The following is a 17,023-nucleotide window of genomic DNA, read 5'->3' on the forward strand; positions in this document are numbered from 1 at the left end:
GACCGGCGGCCCCGTCGCTTGATCAGGGGGTGACGGGGATCCGCACCGCTGCCCCGGTCACGGTGACCCGCGGGTCCTCGGGCGAGACCGCGATCTCCAACAGGCTGGGCCGACCCAGGTCCACGCCCTGGTGGATGGTGATCGACCGCGGCCGGTCGACCTGCCCGATGGCCCGCAGGTAGCCGCCGAACGCCGCCGCGGCCGCCCCGGTCGCCGGGTCCTCCACCACACCGCCCACCGGGAACGGGTCGCGCGCGTCGAAGACGTCCTCGCTCCGCTGGTGCACCAGCTGCGCGGTCACCGCGTCGTTGGCCCGCAACAGGTCGCCCAGCGCGTCGAAGTCGTAGTCCAACGCCGCCAACCGCTCCCGCGTGCGCACCGCCAGCACGAGGTGCCGCGCCCCGCCGAACGCCCAGTGCGCCGGGTACCGCGGGTCGAGGTCGTCGGCCGACCACCGCAGCGCGCGCAACGCCTCCGCCACGTCCCCCGCCGAAGCCCGCGTCGACGACGTCGGCACGCTGGTCAGGCTCGCCCTCCCCGGCGTCGCGGCGATCTCGACCAGCCCGGCCGGCGTGTGGAACCGCAGCGTCCCCGTCCGCTCCAGCGCGACCGCCGACGCCACGGTCGCGTGACCGCAGAACGGCACCTCCACCAACGGGCTGAAGTACCGCACGTCGAACTCCGCCCCGTCACCGCGCGGGAACAGGAACGCGGTCTCGGAGTAGCCGACCGCGGCGGCGATCTCCAGCATCGACGCCTCGGCCAAGCCGGTAGCGTCGAGCACGACACCGGCCGGGTTGCCGCCGGCGGGGTCGGTGGTGAAAGCGCTGTAGCGGAGCACGTCCGCTTCCCGCACTGCCGTCTGATGCACGTCGTTCATGCGGACAGCGTCTCCCACCACCCATCATCGAGTCCAACGATTCCCTGCGATGGATCCGATCGGTATTGTCGATGCGGTGGACACCCGCCTCCTGCGCACCCTCCTGGTGCTCGCGCGCACGGGCAGCTTCACCGCCACCGCGGCGGAGCTGCACCTCGTGCAATCCACGGTGACGAGCCAGGTCAAAGCCCTGGAGCGGCACCTCGGCGCCCGCCTGTTCGACCGGCTGCCCAGCGGCGCCCGGCTGACCGAGGCCGGCCGGCAGGCCGTCGAGCACGCCCGCGAGGTGCTCACCGCCGAGCAGCGCCTGCGCGACGCCGTGCGCGGCAGCACGGCGGTGGAGGGCGACGTCCGGATAGCCGCACCCGAGTCGGTCTGCGCCTACCGGCTGCCGCAACGCGTCGCGGACGTGGCCATGCGCTGGCCGGGCATCTCCGTGCACCTCTCGCCGGCCGGCACCCGCCAGGCCCTGGCCGGCGTCCGCAACGGCACCCTCGACCTGGCCCTGGCGCTGGAGGACTCGCTGGTCGCGCCGGGCCTGAAGGTCACCGCCATCGGCGTGGAGCCGATCGAGCTGGTGTCCGCGCCCGGCGTGGTGCTGGACGAGCGGTACTTCCTGCTGGAGGAGGGCTGCTCCTACAGCGACCGGTTCGTGCGCGACCTGCCCGCGACGCCGAGCATCACCCGGTTCGGCAGCATCGAGGCCGTGCGGTCGTGCGCGGTGGCCGGCCTGGGCTGGACCGTCCTCCCGCGCGTCGCCGTCGCCGAGCAGCTGGACGCGGGCACGCTCCAGCGCGTCCGCGAACTGCCCGACAGCACCTTGTTCCTGGTCACGGACCCGCGTCGCACGCCCTCCGCCGCCGTCCGCGCCGTCGCGGCGGCGCTCGGCTGAGCAACGCGCCGAGGGCCGTCACGCCACCGGCTGCGCCAGCATCCCCTCGCAACTGCGCACGACCACCGCCGCCGCCCGCCGCTGCCCGTGGTCCAGCGCCGGGTCCACCGCGTGCTCGCGCCACCGCCCCAGCGCGTCCAGCACGGCGCGCCGCAACTCGCCCTCGGTCGGCTCGTGCTCCATCCCCAACCGCACCACCGGGTTCGTGCCCGACCCGCCGACCAACCGCGACGCCTCGGCCTCCAGGTCGCCGGGCAGCCGCGTGCGCCCGCCCTGCAACGCGGCCAGCAACCTCAGCTCCCGGAAGTCGTGCGCCGAAGCCAGGATCCGCTCCACCGCCGCCGCCAACCCGATCGACCCGGGCCGCGGTTCGGCGCGCAGCACCACGTCCAACCCCAGCAGCGCCGCCCGCGCCTTGAGCACCTCCCGGCGCTCGGTGAAGTAGACGCCGATCGAGTCGCGCAGCTCACCGAGCCCGCTGCGCTGCACCAGCTGCCCGGTCAGCTTCACCTGCGTGTCGAAGCCCTGCCGGATCAACGTCGTCGTCAGCCGCACGCCGAAGATGCCGAACCGGTCCACCAGCCCGCGCCGCACCGCCGGGTCCAGCCGCACCGGGAAGTCCTCGCCGACGAACCGGTCCGCGGACAGCAGGTGGCCGTCCAACTCCGTGCGCGCCAACGACGCCAGCGCCGCCAGCGCGGTGAACTCCTCCGGCTTCAGGGTGCGCGCGGCCACCGCGAGCAGCCCGGCCACCGCGACCACGTTCTGGCACAACGGGGTCACCGTCGCCTCGCGCCGGTACCGCCGGGCGATCTGCTTGGCCGACGACAGCGCGTCGATCCGCCCGCCGCCGATCTCGTCGGCCCGCGACAGCACCAGCACCGTGTTCACCGGCGCGACCCGCGCCACCGGGTGGTCGTGCGCGGTCTGGAGGAACCGCACGTCCGTGGTGTGCAGGTGCCTGGTCAGGTAGAGCACCGCGTCGGCCTCGCCGTAGACCTGCTCGACCGGCGCGCCCGCCGGCGTGTCGATCAGGGTCAGGTCGCGCAACGACCGCGACGGCCACTCCACGGTCACGCGCTCGGCGTCCGGCGCGTCGACGAACGCCTTGCCGTCGCGGCGCAGCACCGGCGCCTCGTACTGGCCGACGTGCGCCCTGGGCCGCGGCCCGTCCTGGTACCACGTGGTGGCGCCGGTCGGCACGAACTCCTCGCCGATCAACGCGCTGACCACGGTCGACTTGCCCGAGCGCGGCGCGCCCGCCACGGCGACGCGCACCGGCTCGCCGAACCGCGCCTGGTGCCCGCGCAGCCACGCGACCGCGCGCGGGCTGTCCCGGTAGACCACCAGGGCGTCCTCGAGCAACGCCCAGACCTCGTCCTCCAGCGTCACGCCGGGCGCGGCCTCGCCCGCGGACGTCATGCGCTGATCCCCAGCGGCGGCGCCTGACCTCCCGCGAGGGCCTGGACCCGTTGGTAGAGCTGCACGAGGTCGTCCAGCTCCCGCTTGGCGTCGCGGTTGCGGCGGTCCCGCTCGGTGTTGTCGTCCTGCACCGCGCGGCGGGCGCTGCGGGCCGATTCGAGCAGCGTCTCCTGCAACTCCTCGGCCAGCGTGGCGAAGTGGTTGCGCAGGCTGCGCTGGATGTGCCGGGCCGCGTCGCGGCAGTCCTTGCTGAACTTGATGAAGAAGTCGTCCACGTGCCGCGCCGCGGCGGCCTTGGCGGCGGCCTGCCTGCGGCGCAGCCGCTGGTCGCTCTCGTCGATGATCGACTTGCCGCCGAACAGCGCGCCCGCGCCCAGCGAGATCGCGTTGATCAGCGGCATCCCGGCGAGGCTCGTCGCCAGGCCGAACATCAGCACGCCGCCGTAGGAGCCCTTCAGGCCGGTGAACGCCTTCTGCATCACGCTGAACTTCTCGATGAGCGGCTTGTCCATGGGCGCCACCCGGTCCAGCACGTCGTCCGGGAAGATCGACTCGGGCAGCAGGTCGTCGCGGACGACCGGGAAGCTCTTGGCGACCTTCTCGGCCACCCACTCCGAGCGGTCGAGCAGCCAGGCGAAGTTCGTGGTGGCGGCCTCGGTGAGGTTGTCCTCCAGCCAGGCCTCGAACTTGTCCCAGCCCAGCGCCGGGTCGGCCGTCTCGAACGTCTTGTCCACCTCGCGCATGATCCTGCGGGTGCGGTCGCGCAGGTCGTACTCGATGTCGGAGACCAGGTCGGCCATCTCGTCGGCCAGCACGGTCTGCCAGCGCGCGGACCGGCGGCGCAGCTCGTCGATGCGGCGCTGGGCCTCGTTGAGGGCGGCGATCGTCTTCTCCGGGCCCTGCGCGACGGCGGCGGTCAGCTCCTCGCGCACCGGCGCGACCAGCTGCTTGATCGCCGACGCGGCGGTGACCGCGACCGTGCGGCGGGCCAGGTGGTCGGCGGCGGCCACGATGTCCTGCCGCACGCAGGTGAGCAGCTCGGGGAAGCCGGACTCGGCGTTGAGCGCCTTGTCACCGGTCTTGGCCGCGCGCAGGCGCAGCGCGGCGGACACCGGGACCAGCTTCGCGGTCACGCCGGCGCGGGCCAGGTGCGCCCGGTTGCGCTCGACGACCCGCCGCCACTGCGCCGCGATGTCGATCTTGGTGAGGACCACGATCACGTTGGGGCACGACGTCATGACCTGCTTGAGCAGCTCCAGCTCCGACCCGGTCAGCTCGGCCGTCGCGTCGGAGACCATGAGCACGGCGTCGGCCTGGAGCAGCGCGGCGAACGTGCTCGCCGTGTGCGCGGGCCGCAGGTCGCCGACCCCCGGCGTGTCGATCAGCACCAGGCCCGAGTCCAGCAGGGCGCGGGGGATGCCGACCTCGGCGCGCACGACGTCGCCGCCGTGGCGCCGGGTGGCGCTCACCTGGTTGGCGAGCTCGTCGAGGGGCACGGGGATGCGTTCGGTGGGGGTGTTCGCGATGGACGCGCCGCGCACGAGTGCCGCCGACGGGGTCTCCGCGTGCTGCACGAAAGTGGGAACGGTGGTGGTGACGTCGTCACCCACCGCGCACACCGGGGCGTTCACCATCGCGTTCACGAGCTGGCTCTTGCCCTGCTTCGGCTCGCCGATCACGAGCACGCGGAGCTTGGGGTCCAGCTGGCGGGCGCGCTTGTCGCGCAACCGTTCGGCCAGGTCGGGCCGGTTGTGCGCAGCGCAAGCCCGGATCGTGTCGTCGAGCACGTCGAGCCAAGGCGCGGACATCACCCGGCAGAGTGTGCCGGTAAAACCCGTCCGGGTGAAAGTCCGCGTACGTTCCGCGCACAAGAAGAGGGCCGGTCCCGTCGAGTGGACAGGACCGGCCCTCCGGTGGTGGATCAGTCTCAGAAGAGCAGGTTGTCCACGTCGAGCGAGTCGACGACGGGCAGGTCGAGGCTGTCGACCGTGCCGGTGACGTTGCTCACGACGCCGCCGACGCCGGCGGTGTCCGCCACGCCCGCGACCGCACCGGTGACGTCGGACAGGGGAGCGGCGCCGTGGGTGTCGAACTCGGCCGAGCCGTGCGCGGAGCCGGTCACGCCGAGCGTGTCGCCGAGCCCGGCCACGTTGCCGAGGTCGCCGACGGGCAGCGAGCTGGTGAGGCCACCGGTCACGTTGCCGACCACGCCGTGCAGCGTGTCGAGCGTGCCGAACGCGGTGCTGGTCAGGCCGTCCGCGTCCGGCAGCGAGCCGGTGACCCCACCCGCGGTGGCGACGGCACCGTCCAGCGTGCCGGTCGCCGTGGCGGTCAGGTCCGAGACCTGACCGGTGGCGGTGTGCAGCGTGCCGTCCAGGGTGTCGGTCACGTCACCCACCGCGGAGAAGTCGCCCTCGATCGTCAGCTCCGCCGAGGCGGCGCCGTCGAGCAGGTCCCAGCTCGACACGCCGCCGAAGACCGACAGGCCGTCGGCGTCCGCGCTGAGCGTGCCCGCCACGGCGGCCTTGACGTCGCCGGCGCCGGTGGCACCCGACACCGCGAGCTGGTCCGTGACGGCCTTGAGCTGGAAGATCGCGCCGGCCTGGCCTGCGTCGACCAGGTCGAGCGGCAGGTCCTCGAGCAGCGAGCCGTCGAGGGCGGGCAGGCCCCCGGTCGGCACGTAGTCGAGCACCAGCGGGATGACTTCCTGCACGTCCAGGGCGCTGATGTCGCTCAGGCCGGCCCTCGCCAGGGTGCCCTCGGCGTCGGCCTGGAAGTCGGCCAGCGCGGTCGGGTCGCTGAGCAGGTCGAGAACGAAGTCGTGCAGCGTGTTGGGGCTGGAGCCCATGATGGATGTCTCCTGGTCGAGTTGGACGCGGGTGGCCGGCCCGGCAGGGGTGGGGGCCCGGCCTGGTGATCAAGGTATGGGCGGGGGGATCGCCGGCCATCGGGGATTACTCCCGGTAGATACCGCAACCACGATGGGGTGGTTCTCGTTCACTCCCTAGGGGATTAGGGGATGACCTTGTGACCATCTCGTAACCCGTGTAGGTACTGCCGGTAGTTCGTTCAGGTGAGTGAGGGAGGCTCCGAGTTGCCGTACGTCCTCGGGGTCGACGTGGGCACCACGCGCACCGCCGCCGCCGTGTGCAGGCTGGGCGGGACCGGGCGGGCCGAGCCCGAGGTGGTCGGCCTCGGAGGTCCGGGCGGCGGGGTGGCGTCGACGCTGCAGCTCACCCCCGACGGCGCGTTCGCGGTCGGCGAGCCGGGCGACCCGCGGTGGACCGCGACCGGCTTCGCCCGCCGGGTCGGCGACGCGGTGCCGATCGTGCTGGGGCCCGATCCGCTGTCGCCCGATTTCAGGGACGCGGACGCCGAGCAGTGCATGGCGGAGGAGCTGACCGCGCTCATGGTCATGTGGGTGGCCGACCAGGTCGCCGCGCGGGAAGGTGAACGGCCCGCGCACGTCGTGCTCGCGCACCCACCCGGCTGGGGCGCGCACGCCAAGGGCCTGATGCACCGGGCGCTGCGCTCGGTCGGCGTGGCGGCGTCGCTGGTGCCCGAGCCCGTCGCGGCGGCCGAGAACCACGCGTACAGCCGGTCGTTCGCCGGGTCGCTGGGCGTGTTCAGCCTCGGCAGCCACGGGTTCGGCGCGTCCGTCGTCGGCCGGGGGTTCGAGCTGCTCAAGGCCGTCGAAGGGGTCGACCAGGCCGCCGGGGTCGACTTCGACGACGCGGTGTTCTCGCACGTGCGGACCTCTCTCGGGCGGGAGCTGGCCGAACTGGACGCCGACGACCCCCGCACCCGCGGCCTGTTCGGCAGGCTGCGCCGCGACTGCGAGGCGGCCAAGCGGATGCTGTCGGGCACGGTGGAGACGTCGATCCCGGTGCACCTGCCGTCCGGGCCGGTGGACGTGCCGATCACCCGCGCGCAGTTCGAGGACCTGATCCGCCCGGACGTGGAGCAGGCCGTCGCGGTGTTCGACCGCGTCGTGTCCGGCGGCGTGGAGATGACCGTGCTCGTCGGCGGCAGCGCCCGCATCCCGCTGGTCGCGGCCTCGGTGCCCGGCCGGGTGGTGCTGGAGGCCGCGCCCGAGACGTCGGTGGTGAAGGGCGCGGCGCTGGCCGCGCGCAGGCTCGTGGTCGGGCCCGACGCCGAACCCGAGCCGACCGAGACCTCGGTCATGGTGCGCGACGACGACCCTTCGCTGAGGTTCCCCGTGGGTGGCCTGGACGCGCCGGACGCGGAGTTCACCGCGCCGCCGCCCCGCCCGCCCGTCGACATCACACCGCTCGACCTGCCGGAACGGCGCACCGTGAAGCGCGTCGTGCGCGGGCTCGTGCCGACCGGTGGGCGCCGCGCCCGTGACAGCGAGGATGGCCGTTGAGCCCGAGCACGACCACATGCCCGGTGTTGTCCCAGCAGGTCATGCAGGTCCTGGCCGCCATCGCGGACGGTTCCGTGCTGCGGCTCGGGGTCGTCGCGCCCGGCGGGTACGGCAAGACCACCGTGCTGCGGGAGATCACGCGGGCGTTCGGGGACGCCGGCGTGCCGGCCTCGGTCGTGGACGACGCGCACCTGCTGCCGGACACCGAGCTGCTGGCGCTGCGCTCCCTCGTCGAACGCGGGGACGAGAACGTCGTGGTGGCCTACCGCCCGTGGCCGCGGTCGCGCGCGCTGGCGGCGTTGGCCGAGTCGTTGGGGCGGGCGCGGCCGTCGTTGATGCTGGAGCCGTTCACGCGCGAGCAGGTGCGCGCGGTGCTGCCCGCGTCCGCCCGCGGCCTGGTGGACTTCGTGCACCAGCAGACCGGCGGCGTGCCGCGGTTCGTGCGGCGGCTGGCCGGGCTGGCCGCGGCGGAGGTGACGCCCGAGGTGGTGGCGTCGTTCCGGGCCGACCTGGACTGGCTGGACGCCGACGTGCGGAAGTACCTGCTGGCCGCCGAGGCGGGCGCGGCGCTGCGGTTGGACCTGCTCGGCGGGCTGCTCGGGGTCGACGCGGACGCGGTCGGCGACGTGATCGAGGCGGGACGGGCCACCGGCCTGGTCGCGGCCGACGGGACGTTGCTGCCCGTCGCCCGGCTCGCGGTGGCGTCGCTGAGCCGGACCGACCGGCGGATCGCCGTGCGGCAGCGGCTGGCCCAGCTGCAGCTGGCGTCCGGCGGGCCGGTGCTCGACCTGGTGCGGCCGTTGATCGGCGTCGGCGGGGCGGGCAACCAGGCCGGTGTCGTCGGGCCGGAGATGGCGCAGGCGTTCCGGGCGGCGGCCGACGAGGCGTTGGCCACCGACCCGGCGTTGGCGGCACGGCTGCTGGCCGCCATCGGCACGGCCGGCCCCGACGTCGCCGTGCGGCGGGCGGTGGCCTCGGCCATGGCGGGCGACCTCGACGCGGCGATGCGGCTCGCGGACCAGGTGATCTCCGGCGGCGACGTCGAGCACCGGGGCGCGGCGGCGGAGGTGGCCGCGATCGCGCTGGCGCACCGGGGCCAGCTGGCCCGCAGCACGGAGCTGCACCGGTGGTCGCCGAGCTCGACGTCCTCGGCGTTCGCGGTCGTCGGCCAGGTCGGCACGGGGCGGTTGCCGACCGCGCCGCTGCCCGTCGCGCCGCCGACGATGCTCGACGGCGGCGCTTCCCTGATGGCGCAAGGCGTCGTGGAGTCGGTGACGTCGTCCGCGACCACCGCGCTGTCCACTTTGGTGCGTGCGGCGGGGTTGCTCGAACCGGCCGGGCGGGCCGTGCTGCTGCCGGACACGCCCGCCGCGCTGGCCGCGCTGGTGGCGTTGCACAGCGGCGAGCCGGGCGTCGCGGAATCGGTGCTGGACCGGGCGATGGCGACGTCGTCGGGCGGCGCGCTGATGGTCGTGCGGCACCGGTTGCTGCGGGCGTGGATCGCGATGCAGCGCGGCAACCTCGCGCAGGCCAGGGAAGCGCTGGTGGCGCTGCGGAAGGTCGGTCGGCCGCTGGAACCGCGGGACTGGCTGTTCGCGGTGGCGCTGGAGATCGGCGTCGCGCGGCGCAACAGCGACCTGGCGACGTTGAAGCGGACGTGGGAGCAGGCGCACGAGGCGGTGCTGAGGCACCCCGTCGACCTGTTCACGTTCCTGCCGCTCGGCGAGTTCGCCACCGCCGCCGCACGGCTGCGCGACCAGCACCGGCTAGCGCCGCACCTCTCCGCCGCGCGGGACCTGTTGCGGGACTTGGGTGAGCCGGGCCTCTGGGCCGTGCCGCTGCACTGGAGCGCGCTGCACGCGGCGATCATCGCCGAGGAGACGTCCGTCGCCGAGGAGCACGCGGCGTCGCTGGCCGCGTGCCGTGACCGCAGCCGGTACGCCGGGATCGTGTCGACGGCGGCGGAGAGCTGGCTCGACGTGGTGGCGGGCAAGGTGGACGCCGACCAGGTCGAGGAGTCCGCGCGCGGCCTGCAGGCCGTCGGCCAGTGGTGGGACGCGGCCAGGCTCGCCGGCCAGGCCGCGATCAGGACGTCGGACCGCCAGGCGATGGTGCGGCTGCTGGACTGCGCGCGACTGCTCCAAGGGCGCACCGCCGCGACCACGCGCAAGCAGCCCGAACCGGCGGTCGAGGCCGACGCGGGCAAGCTCAGCGACCGCGAGCGCGAAGTGGCCGAGCTGGTCGTCGGCGGGCTGACCTACAAGCAGGTCGGCGACCGCCTGTTCATCTCGGCGAAGACGGTCGAGCACCACGTGGCCCGCATCCGGCAGCGGCTGGGCTGCACCAGCCGGGCGGAGCTGCTGGACCAGCTCCGTCAGATCGTCGGCTAGTCGCACACCCAATGACCTGCGGTTCCTCGTCGGCCGCCCACGATCTTGCTCAGCCATGCTAACTTTTGCTCATGCGAGCAAAGTCCGTGACCGAGCAGGCACGACGGGCGCAGATCGTCGCCGCGGCGATCGAGGCGCTGGCCGAGCTCGGCTACGGGGCGACCTCGTTCAAGCAGATCGCCGCCCGCGCGGGCCTGAGCAGCACGGGCCTGATCTCGTACCACTTCAAGGGCAAGCAGGAGTTGGTGGACGAGGTCTACGCGCAGGTCAGGCGGGTGTTCGCCGCGTTCGTGCTGGAGCGGATGGACCACAGCCCCACCGCGGCGGGCGAGCTGCGGGCGTTCCTGAGCGCCAACCTGCGGTTCATGCGCGCCCACCGGGCGCACATGGTGGCGTTGGCGCAGGTCCGCCCGCACGTGTCCGAGGTCGACAGCGCCGACGACGACCACCGCGGCATGGCAGACCTGCTCCGGGAGGGGCAGCGGCGCGGCGAGTTCCGCGAGTTCGACGCGGACACCATGGCGATCTTCGTCCTGGCCCTGCGCAACGGGGTGCTGGCCAGGGCGGCCGATCACCCGGAGGTCGACCTCGACCTCTGCGAACGCGAGCTCGTCACCGCGGTGGAGCTCGCCACCACGAGGGGGTGACCCATGCGTCGGGGGACGCGAGCACTGATCACGGCGACAACCGCCCTGGTCGTGACGGCATGCGGGGGGAACGACGTGGGACGACGTGACATCGCGACGGTGGAGAGCGGTGAGGTGCGCGGTGTCGCGCACGCCGACCACACCGTCTTCCAGGGCATCCCGTACGCGGCGCCGCCGAAGGGCGAGCTGCGCTGGCGGTCGCCGCGCCCGGCGGCGGACTGGGACGGGATCCGGGACGCCACCAGGCCGGGCAACCCGTGCCCGCAGGTCGGCTCGTCCTACTCGGACACCAGGGCGACCGACGAGGACTGCCTGTTCCTCAACGTCACCACACCGTCCACCACGGGCCGCAGGCCGGTCATGGTCTGGGTGCACGGCGACGGCGCGATCGGCGCGGGCCACCACTTCGACGCCACCGCGTTGGCCACCAAGGGCGACGTGGTGGTCGTGACGTTCAACTACCGGCTCGGCGTGTTCGGCGGCTTCGGCCTGCCGGGCCTGGCGGGCTCCGGCGCGTTCGGCTTGCAGGACCAGCGCGCCGCGCTGGAGTGGGTGCGGCGCAACGCCGAGGGCTTCGGCGGCGACCCGGGCAACGTCACGCTGTTCGGCGTCTCCTACGGCGCGTCGGCCACCGCGGCGCACCTGATCTCGCCGAAGTCACGCGGCCTGTTCCACAAGGCGATCATGCACAGCGGGTTCGCGCTGGTCGACCTGCCCGCGGAGGCGTGGTACCCGGACCTGGGCGCGCTGCCGTGGCTCGCCTGGCGGGACACGGCCGAGATCCAGGGCATCGGGCAGGGGGTCGCCGCCGAGCTCGGCTGCGCGGACGTCGAGTGCCTGCGCGGCCTGCCCGTCGAGACCCTGCTGGACCACCCGCAGGTGATGAACATCTTCCAGCCCTTCGGCCACGGCAACGAGGACCTGCCGGCGCTGCCCGTCGAGGCGTTCGCCACCGGCGAGATCGCGAGGGTGCCCGTGCTGGCCGGCAACACGAGGCACGAGCACCGCGGCATCGTGGAGATTTTCCGCGGTCCGGTCGCGGCCGAGGACTACCCGCGCCTGCTCGCGGCGGCGTTCGGCGACCGCGCGGCAGAGGTGGCGCGGGAGTACCCGCTGAGCGCGTTCGAGAGCCCGAGCCGGGCGTGGGCGGCGGTGCTGACCGACCGGGTGTGGGCGCGACCGACGTTCCGGCAGCACGAGCTGCTGTCCGCGCACACGCCCACGTTCGCGTTCGAGTTCGCCGACCCGGCGGCCTCCCCGAGCGGCGCGAGCCACAGCACCGACATCGGCTACCTGTTCCCGGACGAGGAGTCGGCGGGCCCCCAGCGCGACCTGTCGGACGCGATGATCCGGTACTGGACCGATTTCGCCCGCACCGGCGACCCGAACGGCGACGGCGCGAACGGCCTGCCGCACTGGCCCGCGTTCGCCGAGGGGCGGCACGTGCAGTCGCTCGTGCCGGGCCCGATCACCGGCGTGGACTACCGGGCCGAGCACCGGCTGGACTTCTGGGAGGACGAGTAGGGAAGGCCGGACCGGAGGCCGCCACGAGGGGAGGCGGCCTCCGGTCCGGTGTGGACGGGGGAAGGTCAGTCGCGCTTGCCCGCGTGCAGCAGGACGAGGCCGAGCGCGGCGATCACGAAGTTCTGGAACGCGGCCGACAACCCGTTCCAGTCCTTGGACTGCCACATCACGAACCACTCGCCGCCGATCGCGATGAAACCGCCGCCGAACAGCAGCGCCTGCATCACCCAGCCCGTGGACGACAGCCGGCGCGCCACCTCCTCGCGGCGGCGCAGCCACGCCACCAGGCCGGCCAGCAGCACCAGCGCGGTGACCGCCTCCCAGGCGATGATCAGCACGTACGCCACCGTCACGACGGTCGGATCGGTGATCGCGCGCCACGACGTCGCGGGCGAGCCGAACGTGGTGTCCATCGCGAGCACGTGCTGGACGAACGCGTGGTTGGTCTCGTAGTCGGTGATGTTCCCGAACACCACGAGACCCATGTAGAGCGCGGTGATCCCGGTCAGCGCGGTGATCGCCGCCTTCAGGCTCCCCACCCCGGCAAGTAAACGCATGATCTGCAGAACGTAGTCAGGATCCGCCGGAAGTCCATGAGCGGAGTTCACCTCCGCCGGCCCGGGAACGCCTCGAACCGCAGGTCGGCGCGGGCGTGCGCACGACCCGGCCGACCGCGTCCCGGTGCGGTCCGAACCAGTCGGAGGTTCGGGGTCGGCGCCGCTCAGGGGCAGGGCGGCTCGTAGTCCAGCTGCGGCAGGTGCTCCTCCCACCGCTCCTCCGGCAGGACGCCCTTGGTCTTGAGGCAGAGCCGCCCGATCACGTGCGGCAGGTCGAGGTCCCACACCCGGACCGTGCTGTCGGAGCTGGTGGACGCGAGCCGGCGGCCGTCCGGGCTGAACACGACTTCCCGCAACCCGCCGTTGTGCCCGGTCAGCCCCTGGCCCAGGGGTGCGGGCCGCTGGAGGTCGTGCACGTCCCACAGCCGGATCGTGCGGTCCTCGGCGCCGCTGGCCAGCGTCCGGCCGTCCGGGCTGAACGCCACCGTCACGGCCGCCTCGACGTGGCCGGTCAGCGGCTCGCCGATCGGCTTGACCCGGTTCGGCACGGTCAGGTCCCATAGCCGGATCTCCCCGTCGTCGCTCGCGGTGGCCAAGGTCCGGCCGTCCGGGCTGAAGTCGCCCGCGCGCACCGCGCCGCTGTGCCCGGTCAGCGGGCGCCCGATCGGCTGGGCGGTGGCCGGGTCGGTCACGTCCCACAGCCGCACGGTCTTGTCCGCGCTCGCCGTGATCAGCGTCTTGCCGTCCGGCGTGAACTCGGTGTAGTGCACGTACTCGCCGTGGCCGACGAGCGCGCCTCCCAGCGGCTTCGGCTTCTCCGGGTCGCCGAGGTCCCACAGCTGCACGGAGTTGTCGTCGGAACCGGTGACCAGGACCTTCCCGTCGGGCCGGAACGCCACCGGCGAGCTGTAGCGGGTGCCCACCTTGATCGGATCGCCGAGCGGTCTGGGGTCGTCCGGGTCGGTGAGGTCCCACAGCCGTACGGTCTTGTCGCTCACGCTGGCCAGCGTCCGGCCGTCCTCGCTCAACGCCAGCGACCACACGCCCGCGCCGTGCGAGAGCAGGGCGGTCGACGTCGGCTTGCGCGGGTCGCTGGTGTCCCACACCCGGATTGTCCCGTCCTCGCCGGCCGACACCAGGTGGCGGTCGTCGGGGGTGTAGCGGGGCCCGATGGTGCGCGCCGAGTGCCCGATGAGCCTGTGCGACAGCGACCACAGCCGCACCACCGAGTCGTGGCTGCCGGTGGCCAGGGTGCGGCCGTCCGGGCTGAACGACACCGCGTACACGATGCCGTTGCGGCCGGTCAGCGGCCGGTCGAGGGGGGTGGCGTGCGCCGGGTCGGTGATGTTCCACAGCCGCGTGGTGCCGTCCGCGCCGGACGCCGCGAGCACCCGGCCGTCCGGGCTGAACGCCACCGACCACACGCCCTCGACGTGGTCGATCAACGGCCGTCCGACCGGCCTCGGCGCCGCCGGGTCCGCCACGTCGAACAGCTGCACGCTGTGGTCCTCGCTACCACCCGCCAGCAGCCGGCTGTCCGGGCTGAACGCCAGCGAGTGCACGGTGTTGTCGAAGCCGGTGATCGGCTCGCCGACCCGCCGGGGGTTGGCGGGGTCGCGCACGTCGAACAGCAGCACGGTCCGGTCGTCGCCGCCGGTGGCCAGCAGCGCGCCGTCCGGGCTGATCGCGACCGCGCGCACCTGCCCGGTGTGCCCGCGCAGCGGTTCGCCCAGCCGCTTCGGCTCGGCCGGGTCGCTCACGTCCCACAGCCGCGCCGTGCGGTCGCCGTTGGCGGTGGCCAGCGTCCGGGAGTCGGGCGTGAACGCCAGCAGGTAGACGGTGCCGTTGTCGCCGCGCAACGGCTCGCCGAGCGAGCGCGGGCGTTCCGGGTCGCTCACGTCCCACAGCCGCACGGTGGCGTCGTCGCCCGCGGTGGCCAGGGTCCTGCCGTCCGGGCTGAACACCGCCGAGGTCACCCAGCTGCGGTGCCCGGGCAGCGGTGAGCCGAGCGGCTTGGGGTTGTCCGGGTCGCGCAGGTCCCACAGCCGCACGGTCTGGTCGAAGCTCGCGGTGGCCAGGAACTTCCCGTCGGGCGAGTAGGAGGTGAGGTACACCGGGCCGGTGTGCCCGACCAGCGGCACCGCCAGCGGCGTCGACTGCGCGGACAGCAGCCGGGTCTGCACCTCCCGGTCGTCGGGCCGCATCCGGTGCGCCACCAGGGCCAGCTGCGCCGACAGCGACGGGTCGGACTCCTGCAACCGGTCCGCCTCGGCCACGACCTGCCGGAACACCGCGTCGTCGCGCTGCCGCACGGCCAGCACGGCGGCGGTCGCGGCGATGAGCGCGAGCACGGCCACGCAGGCCACGGCCGCTCGTCTGCCCCACGCGGCGCGCCTGCGGTACTGCATCGACACGGCGAGGAAGTCCTGGGCGGTCCCGGTCAGCCCCTCGGGACCCGCCGCGTCCGCCCAGTGCCGCGCGGTCTCCAGCCGCGCGCCCCGGTAGAGCAGCGACGAGTCGCGGTCCTGGCCCGCCCACGTCGCCGCGTCCTCCTCCAGCCGCTGCCGCAGCAGCTGGCCCTCCCGGTCCTGGTCGATCCAGCTGCGCAGCCGCGGCCACGCCTGCAACAGGGCCTCGTGCGTGATCTCCACGGAGCCCGCGTCGAGCGTGACCAGCCGGGCCCGGGCCAGCACCTCCAGCGCCTCCTCGCCCGCGGCCCGGTTCGCGGCCTGCCCGACCAGGTCGTGCCGGGTCGAGCGGCGGCGGGTGTCCTGGGTGTCCTCGCCGACGCGCACCAGCCGCAGCAACAACGGCCGCGCGGCCTGCTGCGCCTCCGGCGCGAGGTCGGCCCAAGCCCGTTCCGCGGTGGCCGCGACCGCGCCCTGGATGCCGCCCGCCGAGCGGTAGCCCGCGATGGTCAGCTTGCCCGCGGCCCGGCGCTGCCACGTGGCCAGCAGGGCGTGCGACAGCAGCGGCAGCGCGCCCGCGTCGTACGCGCCCTGACCCGCCCGCGCCTGCGCGCGCCCGCTGCGCACGCCCAGGTCGCGCAGCATCAGCTCGATCAGCCCCGGCTCCAGCTGCAGGCCCGCGGCCTTCGCGGGCCGCGACACCGCCTCCCGCAGCTCCGCCGACGTCATCGGGCCCAGCACCATCTGCCGGTCCTGCAGCGCGTCGGCCAGCTCCGGGAACGCCAGGCAGCGGCCGTAGAAGTCGGCCCGCACGCCGACCAGCACCAGCGCGGGCGGCGTGCCGCCGGGCGCCGCGGGCGTGCACGCCACGTGCAGCGCCTGGACGAACACCTGCAACCGGTTCTCGTCCGAGGACAGCGTGAACGCCTCCTCGAACTGGTCGACCACGACCACCACCCGGTCGCCGCCGTGCCGCGCCGCGTACGCCGCGAACGCCGCCCGGATCTGCGCGGCGAACCGCAGCACGCCCATCAGCGTTTGCCCGAGGAACGTGTGCGGACCCTGCCCGGAGGCCACCAGGTCCTGGTCCATCCCGTCCAGGGTGAGCGCCATGTCCAGGATCTCGGCCAATTCCGGGACCTGCCGGACCAATTCCTTCAGCGGGTCCGCGCCGGGCGTTATGACCACCGACGGCCAATTCGTCGAGCCCGGGTGGCCCAACGCGCCGTCGCGAATGGAGGGAATGACCCCGGCGCGCACCAACGACGATTTTCCGGCGCCCGAGGCGCCGACCAGCATCACGATTCCGCCGGTGTCCGCGGCATTGCCCAACCGGGACACCAGCGCGGCCGTGCTGCGTTCCCGCCCGAAGAACCAACCGGAATCCTCGGGTTGGAACGCGGCCAATCCCCGATAAGGGCACACACCGATCTCGCCGGAGCTCGGCGGGTCCTCGTCGTCGGGCGACGAGACCGGGCTGGCCAGCGCCTCCTCCCACAGCGCGCGCCACGCGTCCAGGTCGTACAACCCGGCCACCGGCGGCTTCGGGCGCGCCTTCCTGGCCTCACCGATCAAAATTTCAAGCACTACCGAGAGTGCCGAGAACCGGGCGGGCACGTTGCGCCCCCGGCGCCAGTCGCTGACCCGTTGCGCGGTCGCCCGGATCGGTCTGCCGCGCTCGTCGGCACGCCGGGCGCGGCCGACCGACTCGGTCACCTTCTTCAGAGGTGGGTCGCCCGCCTCCGCGTAGAGCAGTGCGAACCGCTCCGCGAACACGGCACGGGGGCCTGACCCCTGACCGGAACCAGCCATCCGCGGCGTGCCTCCTAGAGGTCCGGTGTTCCGGACCGGAAAACCGGGTGTGAGCGCGTGAACAGGTCGTTTGTCGACCGGTGGTGCTCTTCTCGGTCCACCCT

At 73.7% G+C, this 17,023-nt stretch carries 11 protein-coding genes; 5 read left to right on the top strand and 6 right to left on the bottom strand.

What is annotated here, in order from left to right:
• Nucleotides 1–22: 22 nt before the first annotated feature.
• On the bottom strand, nucleotides 23–880 hold the full coding sequence (locus tag LNK82_RS27370; RefSeq protein WP_230569877.1) for a PhzF family phenazine biosynthesis protein: 858 nt from the start codon (nucleotides 878–880) through the stop codon (nucleotides 23–25).
• A 76-nt stretch (nucleotides 881–956) separates the two neighbouring features.
• On the opposite strand from LNK82_RS27370, the gene LNK82_RS27375 reads away from it, so the two are divergent.
• Nucleotides 957–1,772, top strand: coding sequence for a LysR family transcriptional regulator (locus tag LNK82_RS27375; protein ID WP_230569878.1), 816 nt, complete (start codon nucleotides 957–959; stop codon nucleotides 1,770–1,772).
• Between the two features lie 18 nt (nucleotides 1,773–1,790).
• On the opposite strand, the gene LNK82_RS27380 is transcribed toward LNK82_RS27375, so the two are convergent.
• The 3 genes from LNK82_RS27380 to LNK82_RS27390 all read right to left on the bottom strand — a co-directional run bounded on the left by LNK82_RS27380 (nucleotide 1,791) and on the right by LNK82_RS27390 (nucleotide 6,042).
• A complete protein-coding gene (locus LNK82_RS27380) occupies nucleotides 1,791–3,194 on the bottom strand; it encodes a P-loop NTPase family protein (protein WP_230569879.1) in 1,404 nt (467 codons plus the stop codon).
• Complete coding sequence (locus LNK82_RS27385; protein WP_230569880.1) at nucleotides 3,191–5,002, bottom strand: dynamin family protein; 1,812 nt, start codon at nucleotides 5,000–5,002, stop codon at nucleotides 3,191–3,193. The genes LNK82_RS27380 and LNK82_RS27385 overlap by 4 nt, the downstream gene beginning before the upstream one ends.
• 119 nt (nucleotides 5,003–5,121) lie before the next feature.
• A complete protein-coding gene (locus LNK82_RS27390; protein WP_230569881.1) occupies nucleotides 5,122–6,042 on the bottom strand; it encodes an IniB N-terminal domain-containing protein in 921 nt (306 codons plus the stop codon).
• Between the two features lie 225 nt (nucleotides 6,043–6,267).
• Here LNK82_RS27390 and LNK82_RS27395 point away from each other — a divergent pair, with 225 nt between their 5' ends.
• From LNK82_RS27395 to LNK82_RS27410, 4 genes are all read left to right on the top strand, one after another.
• Nucleotides 6,268–7,581 (top strand): Hsp70 family protein, encoded by a 1,314-nt coding sequence (locus tag LNK82_RS27395; RefSeq protein WP_230569882.1) that lies wholly within the window; start codon nucleotides 6,268–6,270, stop codon nucleotides 7,579–7,581.
• A complete protein-coding gene (locus LNK82_RS27400; RefSeq protein ID WP_308257276.1) occupies nucleotides 7,578–9,971 on the top strand; it encodes a helix-turn-helix transcriptional regulator in 2,394 nt (797 codons plus the stop codon). The genes LNK82_RS27395 and LNK82_RS27400 overlap by 4 nt, the downstream gene beginning before the upstream one ends.
• Before the next feature lie 71 nt (nucleotides 9,972–10,042).
• Nucleotides 10,043–10,618 carry a TetR/AcrR family transcriptional regulator gene (locus tag LNK82_RS27405; RefSeq protein WP_230569883.1) on the top strand — a complete coding sequence of 192 codons (576 nt, stop codon included), beginning with the start codon at nucleotides 10,043–10,045 and terminating at the stop codon, nucleotides 10,616–10,618.
• A gap of 75 nt (nucleotides 10,619–10,693) precedes the next feature.
• On the top strand, nucleotides 10,694–12,142 hold the full coding sequence (locus tag LNK82_RS27410) for a carboxylesterase/lipase family protein (protein ID WP_230569884.1): 1,449 nt from the start codon (nucleotides 10,694–10,696) through the stop codon (nucleotides 12,140–12,142).
• A 65-nt stretch (nucleotides 12,143–12,207) separates the two neighbouring features.
• Here the strand turns inward: LNK82_RS27410 and LNK82_RS27415 are convergent, their stop codons facing one another.
• The gene (locus tag LNK82_RS27415; protein ID WP_230569885.1) at nucleotides 12,208–12,681 is read right to left on the bottom strand and encodes a DUF2165 domain-containing protein; all 474 of its coding nucleotides are present in this window, start codon (nucleotides 12,679–12,681) and stop codon (nucleotides 12,208–12,210) included.
• Between the two features lie 182 nt (nucleotides 12,682–12,863).
• The gene (locus LNK82_RS27420; protein WP_230569886.1) at nucleotides 12,864–16,919 is read right to left on the bottom strand and encodes a WD40 repeat domain-containing protein; all 4,056 of its coding nucleotides are present in this window, start codon (nucleotides 16,917–16,919) and stop codon (nucleotides 12,864–12,866) included.
• Between the last annotated feature and the right edge of the window lie 104 nt (nucleotides 16,920–17,023).

Source organism: Saccharothrix luteola (genome assembly GCF_020859565.1).
GTDB classification, from domain to species: Bacteria; Actinomycetota; Actinomycetes; order Mycobacteriales; family Pseudonocardiaceae; genus Actinosynnema; species Actinosynnema luteola.